At 67.9% G+C, this 22,633-nt stretch carries 21 protein-coding genes; 11 read left to right on the forward strand and 10 right to left on the reverse strand.

Annotated elements, in window-relative coordinates:
- Positions 1–23 precede the first annotated feature (23 nt).
- The 3 genes from ACYVN4_RS18200 to purM all read left to right on the forward strand — a co-directional run bounded on the left by ACYVN4_RS18200 (position 24) and on the right by purM (position 3,858).
- Entirely contained in the window at positions 24–968 is a 945-nt protein-coding gene (locus tag ACYVN4_RS18200; RefSeq protein ID WP_460722754.1) for an ABC transporter permease, read from the forward strand.
- Entirely contained in the window at positions 961–2,679 is a 1,719-nt protein-coding gene (locus tag ACYVN4_RS18205) for an ABC transporter ATP-binding protein (protein ID WP_460722481.1), read from the forward strand. The genes ACYVN4_RS18200 and ACYVN4_RS18205 overlap by 8 nt, the downstream gene beginning before the upstream one ends.
- A 99-nt stretch (positions 2,680–2,778) precedes the next feature.
- The gene (purM, locus tag ACYVN4_RS18210) at positions 2,779–3,858 is read left to right on the forward strand and encodes a phosphoribosylformylglycinamidine cyclo-ligase (protein WP_379354314.1); all 1,080 of its coding nucleotides are present in this window, start codon (positions 2,779–2,781) and stop codon (positions 3,856–3,858) included.
- 247 nt (positions 3,859–4,105) lie between these two features.
- On the opposite strand, the gene ACYVN4_RS18215 is transcribed toward purM, so the two are convergent.
- The 4 genes from ACYVN4_RS18215 to ygfZ all read right to left on the reverse strand — a co-directional run bounded on the left by ACYVN4_RS18215 (position 4,106) and on the right by ygfZ (position 7,263).
- A complete protein-coding gene (locus ACYVN4_RS18215) occupies positions 4,106–4,318 on the reverse strand; it encodes a DUF3073 domain-containing protein (RefSeq protein ID WP_460722483.1) in 213 nt (70 codons plus the stop codon).
- A 187-nt stretch (positions 4,319–4,505) separates the two neighbouring features.
- Positions 4,506–5,468 carry an asparaginase gene (locus tag ACYVN4_RS18220; RefSeq protein WP_460722485.1) on the reverse strand — a complete coding sequence of 321 codons (963 nt, stop codon included), beginning with the start codon at positions 5,466–5,468 and terminating at the stop codon, positions 4,506–4,508.
- A 17-nt stretch (positions 5,469–5,485) separates the two neighbouring features.
- Positions 5,486–6,151, reverse strand: coding sequence for an MOSC domain-containing protein (locus ACYVN4_RS18225; RefSeq protein ID WP_460722487.1), 666 nt, complete (start codon positions 6,149–6,151; stop codon positions 5,486–5,488).
- Positions 6,148–7,263: a CAF17-like 4Fe-4S cluster assembly/insertion protein YgfZ gene (gene ygfZ / locus ACYVN4_RS18230; RefSeq protein ID WP_460722489.1), complete on the reverse strand. Its 1,116-nt coding sequence runs from the start codon at positions 7,261–7,263 to the stop codon at positions 6,148–6,150. Before ygfZ ends, ACYVN4_RS18225 begins: the two co-directional genes overlap by 4 nt.
- A gap of 200 nt (positions 7,264–7,463) precedes the next feature.
- On the opposite strand from ygfZ, the gene ACYVN4_RS18235 reads away from it, so the two are divergent.
- The 5 genes from ACYVN4_RS18235 (at position 7,464) to ACYVN4_RS18255 (ending at position 14,737) form a co-directional block, all read left to right on the forward strand.
- Entirely contained in the window at positions 7,464–8,390 is a 927-nt protein-coding gene (locus tag ACYVN4_RS18235) for an aminodeoxychorismate lyase (RefSeq protein WP_460722491.1), read from the forward strand.
- A gap of 124 nt (positions 8,391–8,514) precedes the next feature.
- Complete coding sequence (locus tag ACYVN4_RS18240) at positions 8,515–9,987, forward strand: cytochrome ubiquinol oxidase subunit I (protein WP_460722493.1); 1,473 nt, start codon at positions 8,515–8,517, stop codon at positions 9,985–9,987.
- A gap of 9 nt (positions 9,988–9,996) precedes the next feature.
- Entirely contained in the window at positions 9,997–11,046 is a 1,050-nt protein-coding gene (gene cydB, locus ACYVN4_RS18245) for a cytochrome d ubiquinol oxidase subunit II (RefSeq protein WP_460722495.1), read from the forward strand.
- A gap of 86 nt (positions 11,047–11,132) precedes the next feature.
- The gene (cydD, locus tag ACYVN4_RS18250) at positions 11,133–13,085 is read left to right on the forward strand and encodes a thiol reductant ABC exporter subunit CydD (protein ID WP_460722497.1); all 1,953 of its coding nucleotides are present in this window, start codon (positions 11,133–11,135) and stop codon (positions 13,083–13,085) included.
- Entirely contained in the window at positions 13,082–14,737 is a 1,656-nt protein-coding gene (locus tag ACYVN4_RS18255) for an ATP-binding cassette domain-containing protein (protein ID WP_460722499.1), read from the forward strand. The genes cydD and ACYVN4_RS18255 overlap by 4 nt, the downstream gene beginning before the upstream one ends.
- Before the next feature lie 349 nt (positions 14,738–15,086).
- Here the strand turns inward: ACYVN4_RS18255 and ACYVN4_RS18260 are convergent, their stop codons facing one another.
- The 6 genes from ACYVN4_RS18260 to ACYVN4_RS18285 form a co-directional block, all read right to left on the reverse strand.
- Positions 15,087–15,764: a heme-binding beta-barrel domain-containing protein gene (locus ACYVN4_RS18260; protein ID WP_460722756.1), complete on the reverse strand. Its 678-nt coding sequence runs from the start codon at positions 15,762–15,764 to the stop codon at positions 15,087–15,089.
- A gap of 244 nt (positions 15,765–16,008) precedes the next feature.
- The gene (locus ACYVN4_RS18265; protein WP_379354294.1) at positions 16,009–16,314 is read right to left on the reverse strand and encodes a DUF1416 domain-containing protein; all 306 of its coding nucleotides are present in this window, start codon (positions 16,312–16,314) and stop codon (positions 16,009–16,011) included.
- 5 nt (positions 16,315–16,319) lie between these two features.
- The gene (locus ACYVN4_RS18270; RefSeq protein ID WP_460722501.1) at positions 16,320–17,153 is read right to left on the reverse strand and encodes a sulfurtransferase; all 834 of its coding nucleotides are present in this window, start codon (positions 17,151–17,153) and stop codon (positions 16,320–16,322) included.
- A 54-nt stretch (positions 17,154–17,207) separates the two neighbouring features.
- Positions 17,208–17,690, reverse strand: a complete 483-nt coding sequence (locus ACYVN4_RS18275; RefSeq protein WP_460722503.1) for a DUF4395 domain-containing protein — start codon at positions 17,688–17,690, stop codon at positions 17,208–17,210.
- 257 nt (positions 17,691–17,947) lie between these two features.
- Positions 17,948–18,418, reverse strand: a complete 471-nt coding sequence (locus ACYVN4_RS18280; protein WP_460722505.1) for a thioredoxin family protein — start codon at positions 18,416–18,418, stop codon at positions 17,948–17,950.
- Positions 18,415–19,281, reverse strand: a complete 867-nt coding sequence (locus ACYVN4_RS18285; RefSeq protein ID WP_460722507.1) for an LmeA family phospholipid-binding protein — start codon at positions 19,279–19,281, stop codon at positions 18,415–18,417. Before ACYVN4_RS18285 ends, ACYVN4_RS18280 begins: the two co-directional genes overlap by 4 nt.
- 247 nt (positions 19,282–19,528) lie before the next feature.
- On the opposite strand from ACYVN4_RS18285, the gene ACYVN4_RS18290 reads away from it, so the two are divergent.
- The 3 genes from ACYVN4_RS18290 to pstS all read left to right on the forward strand — a co-directional run bounded on the left by ACYVN4_RS18290 (position 19,529) and on the right by pstS (position 22,525).
- Positions 19,529–20,284 (forward strand): winged helix-turn-helix transcriptional regulator, encoded by a 756-nt coding sequence (locus ACYVN4_RS18290; protein WP_460722509.1) that lies wholly within the window; start codon positions 19,529–19,531, stop codon positions 20,282–20,284.
- Positions 20,284–21,180, forward strand: a complete 897-nt coding sequence (mshD, locus tag ACYVN4_RS18295) for a mycothiol synthase (RefSeq protein ID WP_460722511.1) — start codon at positions 20,284–20,286, stop codon at positions 21,178–21,180. The genes ACYVN4_RS18290 and mshD overlap by 1 nt, the downstream gene beginning before the upstream one ends.
- Positions 21,181–21,409: 229 nt before the next feature.
- The gene (gene pstS / locus ACYVN4_RS18300; protein WP_460722513.1) at positions 21,410–22,525 is read left to right on the forward strand and encodes a phosphate ABC transporter substrate-binding protein PstS; all 1,116 of its coding nucleotides are present in this window, start codon (positions 21,410–21,412) and stop codon (positions 22,523–22,525) included.
- Positions 22,526–22,633 lie beyond the last annotated feature (108 nt).

The following is a 22,633-nucleotide window of genomic DNA, read 5'->3' on the forward strand; positions in this document are numbered from 1 at the left end:
GCAACAAGTGGCACATCCCCGGAATGGGGTTGGTGCGCATGACCTACGGGTTGCAGCGGTTCACATTGCTGCTGGGGCTCGCACTGGTGGCGGGCTTCATCCTGGTCGCCATCTTCGCGCCGCTCATCGCGCCCTACGGGTTCGCCCAGAGCACCGCCGACGGCGTGGATTTCGTGCGTCAGCAGGCACCGTCCGCGGCGCACTGGTTCGGCACCTCGGTGCGCGGCGAGGACGTGTTCTCCCGCGTCATCTTCGGTGCGCGCACGGCACTTTCGGTGATCGCGGTCTCGCTGGTGCTGTCGCTGTTCGTCGGCGTCCCGCTGGGCCTGGTGTCCGGCTACCTCGGCAGCTGGGTGGACCGCATCCTGGTGCTGTTCATGGACGCCATGTACGCGTTCCCGTCGCTGCTGCTGGCCATCGTGGTGTCGATCGTGGTGTCGGGCGGGCAGTCGTCGAGCTTCGGCGGCATCCTGTCGGCGGCGATCGCCATCACGGTCATCTTTGTGCCGCAGTACTTCCGGGTGGTGCGCAATGCCACCATCTCGGTGAAACAGGAGCCGTACGTGGACGCCGCGCGCGTCACCGGCGCGTCCACCACGCGAATCCTGTTCCGGCACATCCTCGCCAATGTCACCCAGTCGCTGCCGGTGCTCATCACGCTCAACGGTGCGGAAGCGATTCTGACGCTGGCGGGCCTGGGCTTCCTCGGCTTCGGCATCGAACCCACGCAGGCCGCCGAATGGGGCTACGACCTCAACAAGGCGCTGTCGGATGTCTCCAACGGCATCTGGTGGACCGGCGTCTGGCCGGGTGTCGCCATCGTGCTGGTGGTGCTCGGCATGACCCTCGTCGGCGAGAGCCTCAACGAGGTACTCAACCCGCTGCTGCGCACCCGCCGTGCCGCCACCGCGCCCGCGGCAGTGGAAGCCGATCCCACCGAATCCCCGAAGGAGGCCGACAATGCCTGATCCCGTCCTGTCCTTCGAGGGACTCACCGTCTGTTTCGCCACCGACGCCGGATCGGTCACGGCCGTCAATGACGTGTCCTACCAGGTGTATCCGGGTGAAGTGCTGGCCGTGGTCGGTGAATCCGGCTCCGGCAAATCGGTGAGCTCCCGCACCGCCATGGGCCTGCTGCCGCCCACCGCCAGCGTGAACGGCACCGTCGTGCTCGGCACCAAGGCCGTCACCAAGATGAGCGAGCGGGAACTCACCGCCCTGCGCGGTGGGGCCATTTCCATGGTGTTCCAGGAGCCCGGCGCGGCCCTGGACCCGCTGTTCACCGTCGGCTTCCAGATCGGCGAGGCGCTACGCGCGCACTCCGGCATGAAGCGGAAAGCCGCGCGCGACAAGGCAATCGAGCTGCTGCGCGCGGTCGGGCTGCCCGATCCGGAGGCGCGGGTGGACTACTACCCACACCAGCTCTCCGGCGGCCAGAAGCAGCGCGTGGTGATCGCCATCGCCATCGCCTGCGAACCCAAGGTGATCATCGCCGACGAGCCCACCACCGCCCTCGACGTCACCGTGCAGGCCGAAATCCTGGAACTGTTGCGGGATCTGCGCGATCGCATCGGCGCGGCCATCGTCCTCATCACCCACAACATGGGCGTCGTCGCCGACCTCGCCGATCGCGTGGTGGTGATGCGCGAGGGCCGCATCGTCGAAGAGGCGAAGGTGGACAAGCTCTTCAGCGATCCCCAGCACGAATACACCCGTGCCCTGCTGGCGGCCGTGCCGAAACTGCGTGTGCTGCCGGACAACTGGGAAGGCGACGGCGCGACCGGCAGTGTGGCCGGTGCGGCCCTGGCGAAAACCATCGTGCGCGAACCGGTCCCGGCCGATGCCGAGACCGTCCTCGAGATCTCCAACCTGACGGTGGAATTCCCGGCCCCGCTCGGCCGCCCCACCTTCCGGGCGGTGAACGACGTCACCCTGAGCCTGCGCCGCGGTGAAACCCTCGGCCTGGTCGGCGAATCCGGGTCCGGCAAATCCACCATCGGCCGCTGCGTGGCCGCCCTGCAGCGGCCCACCGCGGGCAGCGTGCGGGTGCTCGGCACCGATATCGCGGGCCTGTCCGAACGCAAGCTGCGACCGCTGCGCCGCCGCTTCGGCTTCGTCTTCCAGGACCCGGCCACCTCCCTGAATCCGCGCCTCACCATCGGTGAGTGCGTGGCCGAACCGCTGCTCGTCCACAAGGAGGCCAAGGGCCAGGCCGCGCGCGACCGCGTCCGCCACCTCCTCGACGACGTGCAGCTCCCGGCCGGGGTGGAAAACCGCTACCCGCACGAGCTCTCGGGCGGGCAGCGTCAGCGCGTCAGCCTGGCGCGGGCCCTGGTGCTGAATCCGGACCTGTTGGTCGCCGACGAACCCACCAGCGCCCTGGATGTCTCGGTCCAGGCGCGGGTGCTCGAGCTGTTCGCCGAACTCCAGCGCGAGTGCGGCTGGGCGTGCTTGTTCATCAGTCACGACCTCGCCGTGGTGGATCAGCTCGCGGATCGGATCGTGGTGCTGCGCAACGGGACCGTCGTCGAACAGGGCGACAATGACGACATACTTCGCCGCCCCCGCGAGGAGTACACGCGTCGCCTGGTGGCGGCCGTCCCGGTCCCCGACCCGGTCGAGCAGCGCCGCCGCCGCACCGAAACGGCCGCCCTGTTTGCGGAGGTCGGCACGGTATGACACCGGTCAGGCACCGTAGCGGGTGCGGGCTCGTTATCCGGTTCGGGTACCGTGATCAGGCATCTATCCACCCGATTCGGCTTGGAGCTCTCCCCGACAATGACTGAACAGACCCCCAGCGGTGCAGGTGCCTCCTATGCGGCGGCAGGTGTCGATATCGAGGCCGGTGACCGCGCAGTCGAGTTGTTCGCGCCGCTGGCGAAGAAGGCCAGCCGCCCCGAGGTTCAGGGCGGACTCGGCGGCTTCGCAGGCCTGTTCGCATTGAAGGGTGGCTACAAGGAGCCCCTGCTCGCGGCCTCCACCGACGGCGTCGGCACCAAGATCGCCGTCGCGCAGGCCCTCGACAAGCACGACACCGTCGGCCTCGACCTGGTCGCCATGGTCGTCGACGATCTGGTCGTGTGCGGTGCCGAACCGCTGTTCCTGCAGGACTACATCGCCGTCGGCAAGGTGGTCCCGGAACGGGTCGCGCAGATCGTCTCCGGCATCGCCGAGGGTTGCGTCATCGCCGGTTGCGCCCTGCTCGGTGGCGAGACCGCCGAGCACCCGGGCCTGATGGGCGCCGACGACTACGACCTGTCGGCCACCGGCGTCGGCGTGGTCGAGGCCGACGCGGTGCTCGGCCCCGACCGGGTCCGCCCCGGCGACGTCGTCATCGGCATGGGCTCCTCGGGCCTGCACTCCAACGGCTACTCGCTGGCCCGCAAGGTGCTGCTCGACATCGACCGCATGTCCCTCACCGGGCACGTGGAGGAATTCGGCCGCACCCTCGGCGAGGAACTCCTGGAGCCCACCAAGATCTACGCCAAGGACTGCCTGGCGCTGATCGCCGAAACCGACGTGCGCACCTTCTGCCACGTGACGGGCGGCGGCCTGGCTGCCAACCTGGCCCGCGTGCTCCCGGCCGGCCTCGTCGCCGAGCTGGACCGTGGCACCTGGAACCCGGCCCCGGTCTTCAAGATGATCGCCCAGCGCGGCCGCGTCGAGCGCGCCGAGATGGAGAAGACCTTCAACATGGGCGTCGGCATGGTCGCCGTCGTCGCCCCCGAGGACGCCGACCGCGCGCTGGCCGTCCTCACCGCCCGCCACATCGACTGCTGGACCCTCGGCACGGTGAAGAAGGCCAAGGACATCGACTCGGCCCGCACGGTCCTCGTCGGAGACCACCCGCGCTTCTAGGGCGCACACAGCACTCGGCCCCGGTCACTCCAGGAGTGACCGGGGCCGTTCTGTATGTCCGAAACATGGTGTGGCGCGGCCCATCCCGCGCACCAGGGAGACACAAATGAACGTCCCGTCCGATGGTGAGGACGGAACGCTCAGTGCTGCTGGCTAAACCTTCAGCATCGCTGTGCTTCTTGGCTCGAGGCGACGTGCTAAAGGGGGAAGCCCGCTGGCCTCCCCCTGCAATACGTCGAAATCCGAGTCAGCGACGCCAGTCGTCGTAGCTGTCTTCTTCTTCCCAGCTCGTCGACCGCGATTCGCTCGCGTCATGCTCTTCGGAAAGCACACCACTCCGTTGCGTGTCGGAGGGCGCCGACAGCTCGCGCTGAAGACTGGTGAAGTCGGTCGACGGCGAGCTGTACTTGAGCTCCCGTGCAACCTTGGTCTGCTTTGCCTTAGCCCGGCCACGGCCCATGGCTGACCCCCTCGCGTCACTGCGGGGCGGCCTGGGGTGGGTTTGGCGGCCCCGTTCGAATTAATACTCTTCCTGACGAACACTTTAGCGTGTGTCTGGGCGTCGCGCTTCCAGGAGTGGGGGATAAACGTCGCGAGGCCCGGCGCACGGCAGTGCGCCGGGTGTGGAAAAGCCCGCCGACCGGGGACTACAGGACGCCGGGAATGGCCCGGATGATGCCCACCCGAGCTCCGCCGCCGAGCACCGCGGGCGTTGCCAGCTCCGCATGCTCGTCGGTCCACGGCACGCCCATACGCTGGAGAATCGCCAGGGTCAGCGGAAGTCGCGCGCGATCCGCGCCGTCATCGATCTTGTAGGCGAAGGCCGAACCGTCGGGCAGCGCGCCGGCGTGCACGCCGTCCGCGCCGATCTTGCAGACCAGTCCCGGGGTCGCGGTCATGACTCGAAAATCTGGTCCGTCCGTGCCGGAAATCACTCGCGGATGCGCGCGAATCGCGTCCGCGACACGACGTTCCGGGCTACCTTCCGCACCCGTGGCGAAGCTCGCGTAGGCGCGCGCCAGATTCACCAGCGAGACCGGGACGATCGGGAGGCCACAGCCGTCGATGCCGAGATCGGTCTCCGGCTCCCCGGTCACATCGGCGACCGTCTCCAGCACGGCCTGCTGCAGCGGATGTCCGACCTCCAGGTAGCCGCGGGTGGGCCAGTCGTTGATCTTGCAGGTGGCCAGCATGGCGGCATGTTTGCCGGAGCAGTTCATGTAGACGCGGCGGGCAGCCTTGCCGCGGTCGTGACCGGCCAGCACCTGGGCGCGGGCCTGCTCCTCGAACGGCAGATCCGGCGGGCACTCCAGATCGTCCTCGGTGAAACCGAAACGATCCAGCAGTCGCGTCACCAGCTCCACATGGTCCGGCTCACCGAAGTGCGAGGCGGTCGAGATGGCCAGCTCGGCGTCGTCGAGCGGTTCGAAACCGTTGCGCAGCAAGGTGAGCGCCTGCATGGGCTTGTTGGTCGAGCGCGGGAAGATCGGGCCGTGCACCGCGCCCACCTCCACCAGCGGGTCACCGTCCGGCCGCAGGATCACCGCCGATCCGCGATGCACGCACTCCCGGAACCCGGAACGCACTACCTCGACGAGATCGACACTCATTGCCGCGTTCCCTTCGGTCATCGGTCGGCCGCCGCGGTGTGGCGGCGACGGTGGCGGTCGATCTGCATGCGCACGTCATCGGAGATGGTGGGTTCGGCGGCCAACAGCGTGTCCAGCCGCTCCGGGTCCGTGCCGGTGAACAGGTCGCGGACGGTGACGCCGTGCGCGGGCACGTGCACCACCCGCACCTCGTCGCCGGCGGCGATCGCGCCCTCGGTCAGCACCCGCAGGTAAGCGCCCGTATCCGCTTGCACGGTGAAGCGTTTCACCCACTGCGGCTCGCCGGTGCGCCACTGAAAGGTGGCGCAGGGGACGCGCGGGGCGGAGACCTCGAGCAGGGTGTCGCCGATGGTCCAGCGCTCACCGAGCACGGCGTCACTGACGCGAAGGCCGGACAGGCGCAGGTTCTCGCCGAACCAGCCCGGCGCCAGCTCGCGGCCGAGTTCACCGGCCCAGCGGGCGGCGTCCTCCTCGGCGTAGGCGTAGACGGCCTGATGGGAGCCGCCATGATGCTCGGTGTCGCACACGTGGTCGCCGTCCAGGCCGAGGGTGCGGACCGGAACCCGGTGCGGCACCGGACGTTTGTCGATGGCGGTGCGGCCCACCTTGCTGGATTTGGCCGGCACCTCGAGCTCGGCATGCAGGACACACACGGCCAGCACCCGGCCGATGGCCGTGCTCATCGTCCGCGGAGCTTCTCGACGGCCAGGCGGCCCGCCTGCGGTTCGTCGTGGGAGGGCACCGAATCCGGGTCGATGGCCGCCGCGCACGGGCCCGCGCTGAGTTCGGTGTCGACCGGGATATTGCGCTTGATCAGCGCCAGCGCGATCGGGCCGAGCTCGTAGTGGTCGATCACCGTGCCCAGCACGCCCACCGCGCGCCCGCCGGCGGTCACCGGATCACCGGTCGCCGGACGGGAATCGGCGGAACCGTCCAGGTGCAGCAGCACCAGATGCCGGGGCGGCTTGCCGAGATTGTGGACCCGGGCCACTGTCTCCTGGCCGCGGTAGCAGCCCTTGTTCAGGTGCACGGCACCGTGTTCGGCGGGGCCACCGATCCAGTTCACCTCGTGCGGGATGGTGCGGTCGTCGGTGTCGAGGCCGAGGCGGGGACGCAGCGCGGCTGCCCGCAGCGCCTCGAAGGCCCACATGCCCGCGGCCGCCGCGCCCGCATCCCGCAGCTTCGTCCACCAGGTGGCCAGCTGATCGCGGGGGACGAGCAGGTCGAAGGAGTCGGCGGTGGGCCAGGGCATGCGGCGCAGGAAGCCGCCGCCGGGCAGCGGCACCGCGCGGTAGGTCTCGGGAAGGGCTGGGATGCCCAGGGTTTCGATGAGCCCGGCCGCGCCGGGGCCCAGGAGGCTCAGCACCGCATGATCATTGGCGGCGACGGGCTTGGCGTCGGCCCAGAAGACCATCTTCTGCAGGAAGCTCAGCAGATCGGGGCCGCGCTCGGCCTCGGTGTCGATCCATTCGGTGCCGTCGAGGTCGGTCAGCACGAAGTGGTTGAGCACCCGGCCGTTGAGATCCAGGTCCAGATCCTCCGCGGAATCCCCGTCTCGCAGATCCGCGACGGCCTGACTGGAGATGGTGTGCAACCAGGTCAGGCGTTCCTTGCCGGTGATGGCGAGCACGAACCGGTGGGAGCGATCCACCACCGCGACCCGCTCTACCGCCGCGCGCTGCTCGCCGAACGGATCGCCGTAGTGCCACGCGACCGTGGCGTCGGGTGATCCCGGCAGCCCCGCGACAGCCCCTGGAACTTGCAGAATCGGACTGGGCGTTACCGAGGAGGACACACCCCCACCCTATGCCAACCCGCACGATCGGCTCGTCCGCCTCTACGGGACCTGTGCGCGGCGGCACTCGGTGTCGCTGCCGCGCCGGTTGGCTCTTGTGCGTCGGGGGCGGGGTGGGCGGTCGGTTGCCAGGTGGCTTGACGAGGTTGGCGGCGCGGTTGAACCCACCGCGACGGGCCATCTGTCATAGGGTCGATCGCATGGTGGAACGGGTTCTGGTGACTCTTGACGGCGCGATCCGGGATCCGGACGCGCCGTTGTTGTATGCGGACGATATCGGTGCCCTGCGGGGTGATGGCATCTTCGAGACCGTGCTGGTGCGCGACGGCGTGCCCTGTGCGCTGGAGTTGCATCTGGCCCGGCTGCGGCGGTCCGCGGAGGCGCTGGAGTTGCCCGCCCCCGATCTCGAGGCGTGGCGGTTCGCGGTGGAGATGGCGGCCGAGGAGTGGGGCAAGGCGCGCGAGGGGGCGCTGCGCATGATCGTCACCCGGGGGCGTGACAGCGATCACGGCTCGGCTAGCGAACGATCGGCAAACCAGAGCGGGGACCTGGCCGGGGCCGAACCCGCCACTACCGGTTACGTTTTGGTGGTTCCGGTGCAGGAACGCGTGGAAAAGGCTCGTGCCGAGGGTGTTTCGGTGATCACGTTGTCGCGGGGCATCTCGGTGGATCTCGCGCAGAACGCGCCGTGGCTGCTGCTGGGCGCGAAGACGCTGTCCTACGCGACCAATATGTCGGCGCTGCGCTTCGCCCAACGGATGGGTGCCGACGACGTCATCTTCACCAGCACCGAGCATCGCGTGCTGGAGGGGCCGCGCTCGACGGTCGTGGTGCAGCGCGACAACCAGCTCATCACCCCGCCCGCGCGAAATGGCGTGCTGCCGGGCACGACTCAGCGCGCGCTGTACACGCAGGCGGAGAAGGCGGGCTGGGACTGCCGCTACGAGCCGCTGTTCGTTGCCGACCTGATCACTGCCGATGCGGTGTGGCTGCTGTCGTCGGTGACGCTGGCGGCGCGGGTCAATTCGCTCGACGGGTTGCGCATGTCCGCGCCGGAGAACGCTGGCGAGATCATCGAGATGGTGAATCGGGGTATCGCACTGCCCGGGAGTCTCGCCGACTGGTGAGTCCGGCGTGTCCGTCACATTCCGGCAAATATCTGGCACGCTGTGGCGAGGCATACGTTGATCTGAGCTCCCGCAGGCGTACTGTCTGTTACTACGTCATGTCGTAGACAGGCAGGGAGGTCGGATGAGCGTCGTAGATCTGGCGCGATGGCAGTTTGGAATCACCACCGTCTATCACTTCATCCTGGTGCCACTCACCATCGGCCTCGCACCGCTCGTCGCGGGCATGCAGACCGCCTGGGTGATCACCGGCAAGGAACAGTGGCTGCGGCTCACCAAGTTTTTCGGCAAGCTGTTCCTGATCAACTTCGCGCTCGGCGTCGCCACCGGCATCGTGCAGGAATTCCAGTTCGGCATGGGCTGGAGCGAATACTCCCGCTTCGTCGGTGACGTCTTCGGCGCACCGCTGGCCATGGAGGCGCTGGTCGCCTTCTTCATGGAGTCGACGTTCCTGGGCCTGTGGATCTTCGGCTGGACCAAGCTGCCGCAGAAGGTGCACCTGGCCTGCATCTGGCTGGTCGCCATCGGCGTCAACGCGTCCGCGTACTTCATCGTCGCGGCCAACTCGTTCATGCAGCACCCGGTCGGTGCGGAATACAACCCCGAGACCGGGCGCGCGGAACTGCACAGCATCTGGGCAGTGCTCAGCAACAACACCACCCTCGCCGCCTTCCCACACGTGGTGGCCGGATCCTTCCTCACCGCAGGCACTTTCGTCGCCGGCATCGGCGGCTGGTGGATGGTGCGCAACGCCCGCAAGGCCAAGGCCGAGGGCAGCGAAGCGCCGCTCACGGACGCCCGCACCATGTGGCGGCCCGCAGCACGCATGGGCCTGTACGTGGTGCTCGTCGCCTCCGTCGCCCTCATCATCACCGGTGACACCCAGGGCAAGCTGATGTTCAAGCAGCAGCCCATGAAGATGGCCTCGGCGGAATCGTTGTGCCACACCGAAACCGATCCCGATTTCTCGGTGCTGACCATCGGTACTCACAACAACTGCGACAGCGTCGACCACGTCATCAAGGTGCCGTACGTGCTGCCGTTCCTGGCCGAGGGCAAGTTCAGCGACGTCACGCTCAAGGGCGTCAAGGACCTACAGGTCGAATACAACGAGAAGTACGGCATCGGCGACTACCGGCCCAACCTGTTCGTCACCTACTGGTCCTTCCGCGCCATGATCACCTGGATGGCCGGCTCGATCCTGTTGGCGCTGGCCGGATTCTGGGTCACCCGCCGCGGCCGCGTCCCGGATCAGACCTGGTTCAGCTGGCTGTCGCTGATCGCCATCGCCACGCCGTTCCTGGGCAATATCTCCGGCTGGATCTTCACCGAGATGGGGCGTCAGCCCTGGGTGGTGGCACCCAACCCGACCGGTGATCAGCACATTCGAATGACGGTGCAGCAGGGCGTCTCCGGCGTCTCGCCGGGCACCATCCTCACCTCGCTGATCGTGTTCACGCTCTTGTACGGCCTGCTGGCCATCGGCTGGTTCTACCTGATGCGCCGCTACGTGATCGCGGGACCGGAACAGCCGTCCACCGACGACACCCCGAAGATGACCGGGGAGCCCGTCGAGAAGCTTTCCTTCGCCTACTAGGAGCCGAGGATGAGTCTCCCTGAATTCTGGTTTCTACTGATCGCGGTCCTGTTCACCGGCTACTTCGTGCTGGAGGGCTTCGACTTCGGGGTCGGCATGCTGATGCCGATCCTCGGGCGCGGCGACGAGACGAAGAAGCGCGTGGTGCTCAACACCATCGGGCCGGTCTGGGACGGCAACGAGGTGTGGCTGCTCACCGGTGGTGGCGCCATGTTCGCGGCCTTCCCCGAGTGGTACGCCAGCCTGTTCTCCGGGTTTTACCTGGCGTTGCTGCTCATCCTGGTCGGGTTGATCGCGCGGGCCTGCGCCATCGAATGGCGTGGCAAGATCAACGATCCGCGCTGGCGGGTCTGGTGCGATATCGGCATCGGGCTCGGGTCCTGGATCCCGGCGCTGGCCTGGGGTCTGGCGTTCGCGAACATCGTGCGCGGCGTGAAACTCAACGCGCACAAGCAGATCGACGGCAATCTCTTCGACCTGCTCAACCCGTACGCGCTGCTGGGCGGGCTGACCACGCTGCTGCTGTTCATGCTGCACGGCGCGGTGTTCATCGCCCTCAAGACCGGCAACGAGGTGCGCGACGACGCACAGCGGCTGATCCGGATGCTGTTCGTGCCCACCGCGGTCGTGGTGGCCGCGTTCGGGATCTGGACGCAGCTCGCCTACGGGCACGGCTGGACCTGGATTCCGTTGGTGCTGGCCGTGGTCGGACTGCTGATCGCGGGCTTCGCGGCCACCCAGGGTCGCGACGGCTGGGCCTTCGCCGGGACCGCGCTCACCATCGCGGCGGCCACCGTGCTGCTGTTCGGTGCGCTGTTCCCGAACGTGCTGCCCTCCACCATCAATGACGCGTACAGCCTCACCGTGGACGGGCGGAACGGCACCAAGTCGGCATCCTCCACGCATTACACGCTGGTGGTGATGAGCTGGGTCGCGGTCGCCATGGTCCCGGTCGTGCTGTGCTACCAGGCCTGGACGTACTGGGTGTTCCGCAAGCGGCTCACCATGGAGCAGATCCCCGCGCCGATCGGGCTGCCCATGGAATCCGCGAAGAACTGAACCGAACGAAACAGGCAGGGCTGAACGAGAACGGGCGTACCGGCGTGACACCCGGTACGCCCGTTCTTTCGCAGAGGAGATCGACCATGGCACGACCGGTGGACCCGCGACTGTGGCGGCACGCCCGCTCCGCACGCAGGTATCTCGGGGTGAGTGTGGGACTGTCGCTGGTCACCACCGGCGGCATCGTGGTGGCGGCGCTCGCGTTGGCCCGGGTGCTGGCCGGGGTCATCACGCAACCGGATCAACGCCGGATCGGTTCCTGGACGGTCGAACTGGTGATCTTCGTGGTCGCCGTGCTGTGCCGGGTCACCGCCACCTGGTGGCAGTCCCGCCTCGCCCACCGGGCAGGCGCGCAGGTCGTCGCCGAACTCGAGACCGCCGCCCTCGACGCCGGAGCCCACCTGCCACCCCGCGAATTGGAAAGTCGCCGCACCGAACTCGCGGTGGTGGTCGGCTCCGGACTCAGCGGGCTGCGCGCCTACCTCGCGGGCTACCTGCCCGCCCTCATCCTGACCATGCTGGTGCCACCCATCGTGCTGGCGGTGATCGCGGTCCACGACTGGGTCTCGGGCGTCATCATTCTGATTACGCTGCCCCTGATCCCGGTCTTCATGATCCTGATCGGGCTGCTCACCCAGGGCAAGTCCGCCGACACGTTGGCGGCGACCACGCGGCTGTCGGATCAACTCCTGGATCTCTTCGCCGGCATGCCCACCCTGCGTGCTCTCGGCCGCGAGACCGGCCGCACCAGCAGTGTGGGGACAGCGGATAGCACGGCGGCAAAGGATGATTCGCCGCGCAGCATGGCGGGCCGGGTCCGCGAGTTAGGCGACGCCCTGCACAAGCGCACCATGTCGGCGCTACGTCTGGCCTTCCTGTCCTCCATGGTGCTGGAACTGCTCGCCACCCTCTGCGTGGCCCTGGTCGCGGTTTCCATCGGCATGCGACTGGTATTCGGCCACATGGGATTGCACGCCGGACTGCTGGCGCTAATCCTCGCCCCGGAGGTCTACCTTCCGTTGCGCGCAGTCGGCGAACGCTTCCACGCCGCCCAGGACGGAATGGCCGCGGCGGAAAAGGCTTTCGCGGTCATCGACACAGATCCGGGCGCCGAACCCGAGGATGCCCACCCGGAGACCGCACGCATCCCGATGCCGAACCTGCACGGGCACATAGACATCCACGACCTGACGGTCGCCGCCCGCGACGGCTTCGCCCCCGACGCCCTCTCTGCCACGATCCGCCCCGGCGCGGTCACGGTCCTGACCGGCCCCAACGGCTGCGGAAAATCCACCGCCCTGCAAGCGATCCTGGGCCTGATCACCCCGACCGCCGGTGAAGTACTGATCGACGGCACCCCGGTCCCCGACCTCGACCCCGACGACTGGTGGTCCTACATCGCCTGGCTGCCCCAACGCCCGGTCCTTCTCCCCGGCACCCTGCGCGACAACCTCGACCTCCTCGGCCCACCCGCCGGACCAGCCCACCTCGAAGCCGCCTGCACCGCAACAGGCTTCGACACCGTCCTCGCCGACCTCCCCGACGGCTGGTCCACCGTCCTCGGCACCGGCGGCACCGGCCTCTCCCTCGGCCAACGCCAACGCCTGGCCCTGACTCGCACCCTGGCGGCCCCCCGCTCCATCCTGCTCCTCGACGAACCCACCGCCCACCTCGACGACGCCAGCGAGGCAACAGTTCTCGCGGCTCTCGTCGAGCGCGCCCGCGCCGGAGCCACAGTCGTGGTGGTGGCCCACCGCCCCAGCGTCTTGGCCATCGCCGACCACGTGGTGGAGGTCCATGCCAGCGCCAGCTCGGCCGCAGATGGCCCGGCCGCGACCGGTTCGGCCGATCACCCGGTCGGAGACCCACCCCGTCATTCCGGCGTGCTTTCGGCCGGAATCCAACGCGGCGGTGTGGATCCCGGCCAAATGCACGCCGGGATGACGAGTGGGACGGCCGCGGACGGCCGAGACGCGAGTGGAACGGCTGAGCAGACGAGTGGGTCGGTTGATCCGATTGGGGTGAGCGCGCGATGAAAGCGGTACTGGCCGATTTTCGGCGGATTCGGGAACTGCTCGAGTTGTCGCGGGGGCGGATGGCGTTGTCGGTGGGGTGGGGGGTGCTGGCGCTCGGCAGTGGGCTGGGGCTGGCGGCGTTGGCGGCGTGGCTGATTGCGCGGGCTTGGCAGATGCCGCCGGTATTGGATTTGAGCATTGCCGTGGTGACCGTTCGGGCGCTGGGGATTTCGCGGGGACTGTGCCGGTATCTGGAGCGGCTGGCCACCCACGATGTGGCTTTGCGGGCCATGAGTACGGCGCGGACCAGCACCTATCGGGCGCTGGCGGGAGCGGATATCTGGCGGCCGCGGCGGACCGGGGCGGTCGCCGGGCCGGAAGAGGAAGCGCGGCAGGGGGATCCGACGCAGCTGCGGCGGGGTGAGCTGCTGGGCCGGGTGATGAACGATATCGACGATCTCGGGGCCGTGGTGGTGCGGGCCTTCGTGCCGATCGCGGTCGCGGTGATCCTGTCGGCGTTGGCCATCGGGCTGCTGGCGAGCATCTCACTGCTTGCCGCGGTGATTCTGGCGGTGGCCCTGGGTGTTTCGGGGATCCTCGCGCCCTGGTTGTCGGCGCGGGCGGCCCGTGACGCCGAGCTGGCGGTGCGGGCGGATCGCACCGAGTTCACGGCCGAGGCGCTCACCGTGCTGGATCACGCGCCCGAACTGCGGGTGGCGGGCAGGCTTTCGCAGGCCGTCGACGCGGCGACCGCCGCCGGGCAGCGGGCCGTGGTCGCGGAGGATCGGGCGGCGGCGCGCAGTGCGTGGGCGGCCGCCGTGCTGCCGCTGTCCATCGGGGCGAGCGTGCTGGGGTCGCTGCTCATCGGAATCGTGCTGTACGGCAGCGGGACTCCCATCCCCACAGCCGGTTTCCAGACAGTCGCGCCTGGCGGCATCACGCCGATGGCGTTCGCGGTGCTGGTACTGGTCCCGCTGTCGGCCTTCGAAGCCGTCGCCGTCCTCCCGGCCGCCGCCCAGGCGCTCACCAACGGACGCGCGGCACTGCACCGGCTCGATCGGCTGGAGCGCGACGAATCCGAGACCGTCACACCCGATCTCCCGGCCCTGCCGCCGGGTCGCCGCATCGCGGTGGTCGGGCCGAGCGGGGCCGGAAAGACCACCCTGCTGATGGCCTGGGCCGGACTCTTCGACACACCCCGGCCGGGCGTCACCTTCTTCGCCGAGGACGCGCACCTCTTCGGCACCACCGTGCTCGAGAACCTCCGCGTGGCGCGCGGCGATATCACCGCCGCCGAGGCCGAATCAGCCTTGCGCGCAGTCGGAGCGGGTGAGTGGCTCGACTCGCTGCCCGACGGCGTCGACACCGATCTGATCGGCGGGGCCGCCGCCGTGTCGGGCGGTCAGCGCCGCCGCCTCCTGCTGGCCCGCGCGCTGCTCTCCCCGGCGCGCGTGCTGCTGCTGGACGAGCCCACCGAGCATCTGGAGGCCGAGGCCGGGGCTGAACTACTGCGAAACCTGCTCGACGAATCCAGCGGACTGATAGATCGCGACCGCACCGTGGTGGTGGTCACCCATCAACTGCCGCCGGACGCCAAGCCCGACACCATCGTTCGCGTCGAGCCGAACTCAACGATCACGATCGACACCTTTATTCCCACAACGCCTGTCTGACCTGCCTTTTCGCAGTCCGAGAAAATGCGTTGCCGCGTCTGACTCATCCGACTAACTTCGTTCTTACACAGGAAGGAGGTGGTTCGAGAATGATTTCTAGGACGCGTGAGGTGGCTGCCAGCTAGGCGCTACCGCTGCAATCGGATTCCTGATCGCGCGAGCCCTCGCGAATCCACGGCAGTCACCCGGCCCCCGAGTTACGGTCTGTCCTGACCGGACCCGCGTGAGAGTTGCATCTCCGCGAGTATGACTCGGGGGCCGTACCCGTTTCAGGGCCTCGGACTCGAGAAGCCCCGGACATGAAAAAGCCCCGTACGACCAACAGGTCGACGGGGCTTCGTTGAATCTTCTAGCCGATGTAGCGCTGCAGCCGCGCCGAGAGCCGGGGCTCCAGTGCGCCGTCCGCGGCAATGCGCTCCTCGACGTAGCCGAGATCGCCGCCCTCGACAATGCCGTAGAGCCGCTTCGCGCCGCCCACCACGATGCCGGACTGGCTGCGGATCACCACGTCGGTGGCCAGCTCCCAGGAGGACTGGGTGAGCGCCTGACCGTAGAACAGCTCGACAATGCCGGTGGAATGCGTGAGCAGCAGCTCCAGCACCTCGTCGTCACCATCGATGCCGACCCGCCAGAAACCGCTCTCGCGCAGATCCGGACCCGCGTACTCGCCCTTGGCATCCAGCTTCCAGGAGCGCGACTCCCAGGTCAGGTAGTCGCCACCGTCGTGGGCGACGATGATCTGCTGACCGAAGCGGTAGTCACCGGTATCGGGCTCGTTGCCCTCACCCTCGCCACGCCACACCCCGACCAGGGGTAGCAGCGCGAGCATGGAGGAACTCAGATCGGGGCCCAGCCGCAGGTTCGCCGTGTCCACGGGCAACGGAAGACCCGGGAGCGTCGGAACATTCATCGCTCCGGTCGACTTGGCACGCTCGGCCGCCTCGGCGACCGCCTGGTCACCGCTGCGCCTCGAGCCGTCCTCATGGCGAACGATCGGCGTCGTTGACGACGACGATCCGTTGGCCACTCCGTTTTCGATGTTCTCGTGGGCCGGTTCTGTCACGACTCGGTGAACAGCCGGTAGAGGACGTACAGACCGAACCAGGCGATCAGCACGGAGACGAGAACCAGCAGAATCTCGAAGGTAAGCACCACGTCTCGGAGTCTAATCCCACCACCGAGATCAGGTGAAAACGACCCCGGGAAAATCTTGTGCGAATACGAGAACGGCCCCGGGATCATGAATCCCGGGGCCGTTCTTGATGTTTCGCCTACTTGGCGACGGTGACGTCCACGTTGTGGATGCCGTTGCCCTCCGGCGACACCTCGACGGTGCCGTTGCCGGACGCCGACAGCGCGCGGATGGTCCACGAGCCCGGCGCGGCGAAGAAGCGGAAGTCGCCGGTGCCCGAGGCCACGACCTCGGCGGTGAAGTCGCCGTTGCCGTCGAGCAGGCGCACGAACGCGCCGCCCACGGTGTTGCCGTCAGCGGACAGGACGCGGCCGGTGATGACCGTCTCCTTCTCCACATCGACGCCGGCGGGGATGGCCTGTCCCTGGGTAGGTGCAGCACACATATTGATTACGCTCCCAACTCGATCGGTGCACCGACGAGGGAACCGTATTCGGTCCAGGACCCGTCGTAGTTCTTGACGTTCTGGTGGCCCAGCAGCTCCTGCAGCACGAACCAGGTGTGCGAGGAACGCTCGCCGATGCGGCAGTAGGCGATGGTCAGCTTGTCGCCGTCCAGACCGGCCTCCTTGTAGATCTCCGCCAGCTCGGCGTCGCTCTTGAAGGTGCCGTCCTCGTTCGCGGCCTTGGACCACGGCACGTTGATGGCGGTCGGGATGTGGCCCGGACGCTGCGACTGCTCCTGCGGCAGGTGGGCCGGGGCCAGGATCTTGCCGGAGAACTCGTCGGGCGAGCGCACGTCGACCAGGTTCTTGGCGCCGATGGCGTCGATGACCTCGTCACGGAACGCGCGGATGGACAGATCCTGCGCGGACGCCTTGTACTCGGCGGCCGGACGGACATTCACGTCCTTGACCAGCGGGCGGCCGTCGAGCTCCCACTTCTTGCGGCCACCGTCGAGCAGCTTCACGTCCTGGTGGCCGTAGAGCTTGAAGTACCAGTAGGCGTAGGCCGCGAACCAGTTGTTGTTGCCGCCGTACAGCACCACGGTGTCGTCGTTGGCGATGCCACGCTCCGACAGCAGCGCGGAGAACTGCTCCTGGTTGACGAAGTCACGGCGAACCTGGTCCTGCAGGTCCTTCTTCCAGTCGAGACGCACGGCGCCCTCGATGTGGCCCAGGTCGTAGGCCGAGGTGTCCTCGTCGACCTCGACGAGGACGACGCCCGGAGTGTTCAGGTTCTCTTCGACCCAGTCTGCGGAGACCAGGACATCGGAGCGAGCCATGTTGTTCCTTTCGATGCGGTGCCGTGGGAAGGCGTTGCGTTCGTTGGTTGAGGGTTATACGGAGGAGTTCGAGGTCGACGGGGTACGGAACCGCGCGACGAGCGGATAGATCTTGCAGCCCAGGCAGATTCCGAAGGCCGCGTTCAGGAAGGCCGCGAACAGGGCGAAGCCGGTGAAGACCGCACCCGCCACGACACTGCCCGCCGCGAACCCGAGCACGCCCAGCACTGCGAAGGCCAGCCCCACCAGCTGCGCGAACCGCAGCGGCGCAACGGGTTCCAGCTCGGTCGGCGCGCCGATGCGCGGCAACACCGCGGCGGCATAGATCCGCCCGTACGGGCTACGCCGCGGGCCGTAGGCGGCGCTCAGGCCGAACACGACGGCCTGCAGGGCCAGCAGCACGGTGGCGGCGGGGACGGAGAAGACGGCGACGATCAGGACGAGGGCCAGCACCGCGGTGGTGATCCAGGCGGCGAAACGCGGGCCGCGGACATCGACCTGCCCGGTGGGTAAGGCGGTCGGTAAGGGGTTCGACATGGGAGTACTCCTGCGCTGAAGGTGTATTGGCCAGATCGCCGGAGGATCGGGAACGATCTCTCGACAGCGGGGACAACTCCGGTCGGCGACAGAGGAATACGAAAGGCCGACCGGCTAGCGGCACAGGCAGCAACAACCACCGAGCCGGCACAGGTCTACCGTGCGGCGTCGGGTGAGCATCAGCTCGCGGTTGGATTGCACGAGAGGGAGTTTACCCAATTTTCGGGGGAAATTGGACCCGGGGTTCGTAATGCTGGTCACTCAGCGGCGTCGGAAACCGACAAAGAGGTCAATGACGTGCGCAAATCCGCCGCCTTCGGGACGCCGGAGATCCGGAAGCGTTCCAATCCTCGAGAATCCAATACGAAAGTGGTGGGCAGCGAGAGCACATTCAGCTCCCGGGCCAGCTCCGGATTCGCATCGATGTCGACCTCGAGATCCAGCGGCGGGGCCGGGGTATCGGCCAGGTCGGCCACCACCGCCGCGACCACCCGCCGCACCGCCGCGCACGGACCGCACCAGTCGGCGGAGAAATGCAGCACGGTCGGTCGCCCGGGCAGCACGCCCGCCGCGGCCAGCAGTTCGGTCCGGGTGGATTCGGGTGCGGGTGCGGCGACCTCGGAACCGCTTCGCCCGGTGGCGCGCACCCGGCCCTCGTTGCGGCGCACCAGCATCCCCACCACGGTGGCGACCACCAGCACGCCCGCCCCGATGGCCAGGGCGATCACGACTGCAGCCGATCCAGATCGACGGTCACATTGCGGGCGACGCCCTCCACCACGATCTGCCCGCCGATGGCCTCGACCTTGGTGGGCATGATGCCGAAGGGCATGTTCTTGATGTCGATCGTGTGGGTGAAACGGGCCAGCACCGCGGCCCGGTCCTGCTCGGGGATGATCGTGGGCTCGGCATCGGGGTCGCCCTGCAGATCCCGCCCGGAGATGGCGGTCGCGGTGACCTGCACCTGATTGCCTTCGAGCTTCAGCTCGGCCAGCACGTGGACCTTCTTGGTGGTGATCTTCTCCCCGCCGTCGCCGCGCGAGTCGGGAATCTGCAGCGACAGTGCCGGGTCGGCGTCGGGGGTGACCGGCACGATGCCCTCGAGGATGACCGCGCCCGTGGTCGTCACGCCGGTGCCGCCGGAACCGCCCGAGCCGTCGGACTTGTCGGTCGGCGGGCCGAAGACCTGCAGGCCCTGAATATTGAACATGCGGCCCAGTTCGGCCGGTTCGATGCGGACCCGGGAGAGCACCTCGTCCACCGGCACCCGGCTCACATTGCCGTCGATCAGGTTTCGCATCGAGACGTGGCTGCCCCGCAGATTCGCCTCGACGGTGATCTGACCCGGGATGTCCGGCCGCAACACGCGGGCGCGGACGTCCACGCTGCTATACACGCCGTCCAGCGCCTGCAGGACGAACGGATTCCCGATCGACTCGTGGAAGGTGATCTCCGGGTCGGCACTCAGGTCCGAGCCGGTTCGCAGCAGTCGCGACACCCGGTATTCGGAGTAGGCCGCGACCCCGAAATCGAGCAGCACGGCCAGCCCTGCCAAGCAGAGCAATCCGATGAGGAGCCTCCGGAAACGCATAGCCTGCACCCTAATAGGGAGGAGGGTTGTTACCGGTGGTCGCGGTACGACACGGGCAGGTCGCGGACCGGTGAAATGGAAATGAAGGGGGAGTGGACCGGACCAGTCGGTTGCCTCACGGGCCGCAGATACGAGCCTGTCGGTCCCGACACGCTAATGTAGGCAGCGATTACCTGTGATGACCTGCATGGGGTAGTGGCCGACAGTGCGGTAGCCACACACATGCCAGATGGGATGGAGGGCCCCCATGGAGCTGCTCCTGCTGACCTCCGACCCCAACCCCGAGGCGGTGCTGCCGTCGCTGGCGTTGCTGCCACACCACGTGCGGCCCGCGCCGACCGAGGTGGCGTCCCTGCTCGAGGCCGGTTCCGCCGACGTCGCGCTGGTGGATGCCCGCACCGATCTGGCCGCCGCGCGCGGCCTGTGCCGTTTGCTGGGGAGCACGGGTTCCTCGGTACCGGTGGTGGCGGTGCTGACCGAAGGCGGTCTGGTCGCGGTGAACGCGGACTGGGGGCTGGACGACATTCTGTTGCCCGGCACCGGACCCGCCGAGCTGGACGCCCGGCTGCGCCTGCTGGTGGCCCGCAACGGCGGCGTCGCCAGTCCGGAGAACACCGGCAAGATCACCCTGGGTGAGCTGGTGATCGACGAGGGCACCTACACCGCCCGTCTGCGCGGTCGCCCACTCGACCTGACCTACAAGGAATTCGAGCTGCTCAAGTACCTCGCGCAGCACGCGGGCCGGGTCTTCACCCGCGCCCAACTGCTGCAGGAGGTCTGGGGCTACGACTTCTTCGGCGGCACCCGCACGGTGGACGTGCACGTGCGACGCCTGCGCGCCAAGCTGGGCAGCGAATACGAATCGCTGATCGGCACGGTCCGCAACGTCGGCTACAAGGCGGTGCGCCCGGCGCGGACCGCGAGCAAGGGTGGTGAGGCGGTCGCCTTCCCGGACTCCGAAGGCGACGACTCCGAACTGACGACGGCGAACGGCACCATCTGATGACTTCCTGGACCGACCGGCTGCCCTCCGAGACAGCCGAGGCGGTGCGGGCGGTGCTGGAGCGGGCCACGGCGGCCGACGGGGTCGCCCCGGTCTCGGAGCAGGCGGTGCTGTCGCTCGGAAACGATTCTCCCGCACGCCATCTGGTGGACATCCGCGACGGCGTGGTGGCCGGATACGCGAATCTCGTTCCCGCGCACGGGGAGCACCCGGCGATGGCGGAGGTCGCGGTCGATCCGGCGGCCCGCGGAAACGGAATCGGCGCTGGTCTGGTGGCTGCCGCGCTGGCGGCCGGCGGCCCGGACGCCCGGGTCTGGGCACACGGTGATCTGCCGCCCGCGCAGGCCGTCGCGACCCGTCTGGGCCTGTCCGTTTCGCGTGAATTGTGGCAAATGCGACGGGAACTGGCGAACTCTGAGCTACCAGAGCTGATCGTGCCGGACGGTCTGGAATTGCGCACCTACGCGGGGCCTTCCGACGACGCCGAACTGCTGCGCGTGAACGGTGCGGCCTTCTCCTGGCATCCCGAACAGGGCGGCTGGACCGAAGCCGATATCGCCGCGCGCCGGACCGAATCCTGGTTCGACCCCAAGGGCCTTTTCATCGCCACCGATCCGGCCGATCCGGAGCACATCCTCGGATTCCACTGGACGAAGGTGCATTCCGACGAGAACCCGCCGATCGGCGAGGTCTACGTGGTCGGCATCGACCCGCAGGCGCAGGGCCGCGGTCTCGGCCGCCTGCTCACCCTGGCGGGTCTGCACTACCTGAAGGATCGCGGCCTCGACGCCGTACTGCTCTACACCGAGGGCGACAACACCGCGGCCGTGCACACCTACACCCGGCTGGGTTTCACCCGATTCCACATCGACGTGGCGTACTCCAGCGCGCCGTAAATTCCGACCGGCAACAGTGCGGCTAATATCACACGACGTGCGCCGGAATCTGGGCGGTGTGTTCATCTCGCGTTCACCTACCCAGGTCCAACTGTCAACCAGCCGCCCCTACGTTGCAAGTGGGCCGCGAACCGCTGCCCGGTGCGCTAGTTCGCAGCGAACAGCCGCCTTCGCGCCCGTCCGACCGTTGAGGGGTTGGACGTGCAACGTGATTCCCCCGGAGGAATTGGTGAATCTCAAGCGCAGCAGCGCCCTGCTCGGTGTGTTGGCCGCGGCCGGTGCCCTTACCTTGACCGCGTGTGGCTCTGACAACAACGGCTCCAACGGTGCCGCCAAGATCGACGTCGCCTGTGGTGGCAAGACGTCGCTCAAGTCCAGTGGCTCCACCGCCCAGAAGAACGCGATGGACCGTTTCGTCGCCGCGTACCAGGCCAACTGCTCGGGTGCCAAGCTGGATTACACCGGCTCGGGCTCGGGTGCCGGCGTGAACGATTTTATCGGCAACCAGACCGATTTCGCGGGTTCCGACTCGCCGCTGGACGCCACCAAGGGCGAGACCGACAAGGCCGCCGCGCGTTGCGCCAGCCCGGCGTGGAACCTGCCGGCCGTCTTCGGCCCGATCGCGGTCGCTTACAACGTGCCCGGCATCGACAACCTGGTTCTCGACCCGCCGACCATCGCCAAGATCTTCTCCGGTGACATCACCACCTGGAACGACACCGCGATCAAGGCGCTGAACGCGAACAACGCGGACAAGCTGCCCTCGGACAAGATCGGCGTGATCTTCCGCTCCGACGAGTCGGGCACCACCGACAACTTCCAGAAGTACCTGACCGCCGCCGGCGGCTACACCAAGGGCGCCGGCAAGGCGTTCAACGGTGGCACCGGTGAGGGCGTCAAGGGCTCGGATGGCACCTCGGCCGCGGTCGCGAACACCAAGTTCACCATCACCTACACCGAGTGGTCCTTCGCCAAGGCGCAGAAGCTGACCTCGGTGCGCGTGCTGACCACCGCCACCTCGAACGACCCGAAGCCGGTCGACCTCACCACCGAGACCGCCGCCAAGGCCGTCGACGCGGCGCAGGTCAAGGGCCAGGGCAACGACCTGGTGCTGGACAACTCCTCGATCTACAAGCCCACCACCGGTGGCGCGTACCCGATCATGCTGGCCACCTACGAGATCGTCTGCTCGAAGTACGGCGACGCCGACACCGCCAAGGCTGTCAAGGCGTTCCTGACCTCGGCCGTCGGCAATGGTCAGACCGGTCTGGCGGACGCGGGCTATGTGCCGCTGCCGGACGCATTCAAGACCAAGCTCACCACCGCGATCAACGCCATTTCCTGATCGCCTGATCGAAAAACCACGATGACCGTGCACGACGAAGCTGCATCCTCGGGTCTGTCCGTTTCGACCGACCCGAGGGAAGACCGTGCCCAACTGCCGGGGGATACT

The sequence above is a fragment of the Nocardia heshunensis genome (genome assembly GCF_054782115.1).

Excerpts from the sequence above, each read along its gene's own strand:
- ACYVN4_RS18240 (WP_460722493.1), top strand. The coding sequence starts at position 8,515 with ATGAGCGTCGTAGATCTGGCGCGATGGCAGTTTGGAATCACCACCGTC.
- ACYVN4_RS18200 (WP_460722754.1), top strand. The coding sequence starts at position 24 with ATGGGGTTGGTGCGCATGACCTACGGGTTGCAGCGGTTCACATTGCTG.
- ACYVN4_RS18290 (WP_460722509.1), top strand. The coding sequence starts at position 19,529 with ATGGAGCTGCTCCTGCTGACCTCCGACCCCAACCCCGAGGCGGTGCTG.
- ACYVN4_RS18220 (WP_460722485.1), bottom strand. The coding sequence starts at position 5,468 with ATGAGTGTCGATCTCGTCGAGGTAGTGCGTTCCGGGTTCCGGGAGTGC.
- ACYVN4_RS18225 (WP_460722487.1), bottom strand. The coding sequence starts at position 6,151 with ATGAGCACGGCCATCGGCCGGGTGCTGGCCGTGTGTGTCCTGCATGCC.
- purM (WP_379354314.1), top strand. The coding sequence starts at position 2,779 with ATGACTGAACAGACCCCCAGCGGTGCAGGTGCCTCCTATGCGGCGGCA.
- ACYVN4_RS18235 (WP_460722491.1), top strand. The coding sequence starts at position 7,464 with ATGGTGGAACGGGTTCTGGTGACTCTTGACGGCGCGATCCGGGATCCG.
- mshD (WP_460722511.1), top strand. The coding sequence starts at position 20,284 with ATGACTTCCTGGACCGACCGGCTGCCCTCCGAGACAGCCGAGGCGGTG.
- ACYVN4_RS18255 (WP_460722499.1), top strand. The coding sequence starts at position 13,082 with ATGAAAGCGGTACTGGCCGATTTTCGGCGGATTCGGGAACTGCTCGAG.
- ACYVN4_RS18270 (WP_460722501.1), bottom strand. The coding sequence starts at position 17,153 with ATGGCTCGCTCCGATGTCCTGGTCTCCGCAGACTGGGTCGAAGAGAAC.
- cydD (WP_460722497.1), top strand. The coding sequence starts at position 11,133 with ATGGCACGACCGGTGGACCCGCGACTGTGGCGGCACGCCCGCTCCGCA.
- ACYVN4_RS18265 (WP_379354294.1), bottom strand. The coding sequence starts at position 16,314 with ATGTGTGCTGCACCTACCCAGGGACAGGCCATCCCCGCCGGCGTCGAT.
- ACYVN4_RS18275 (WP_460722503.1), bottom strand. The coding sequence starts at position 17,690 with ATGTCGAACCCCTTACCGACCGCCTTACCCACCGGGCAGGTCGATGTC.
- ACYVN4_RS18285 (WP_460722507.1), bottom strand. The coding sequence starts at position 19,281 with ATGCGTTTCCGGAGGCTCCTCATCGGATTGCTCTGCTTGGCAGGGCTG.
- ACYVN4_RS18215 (WP_460722483.1), bottom strand. The coding sequence starts at position 4,318 with ATGGGCCGTGGCCGGGCTAAGGCAAAGCAGACCAAGGTTGCACGGGAG.
- cydB (WP_460722495.1), top strand. The coding sequence starts at position 9,997 with ATGAGTCTCCCTGAATTCTGGTTTCTACTGATCGCGGTCCTGTTCACC.
- ACYVN4_RS18205 (WP_460722481.1), top strand. The coding sequence starts at position 961 with ATGCCTGATCCCGTCCTGTCCTTCGAGGGACTCACCGTCTGTTTCGCC.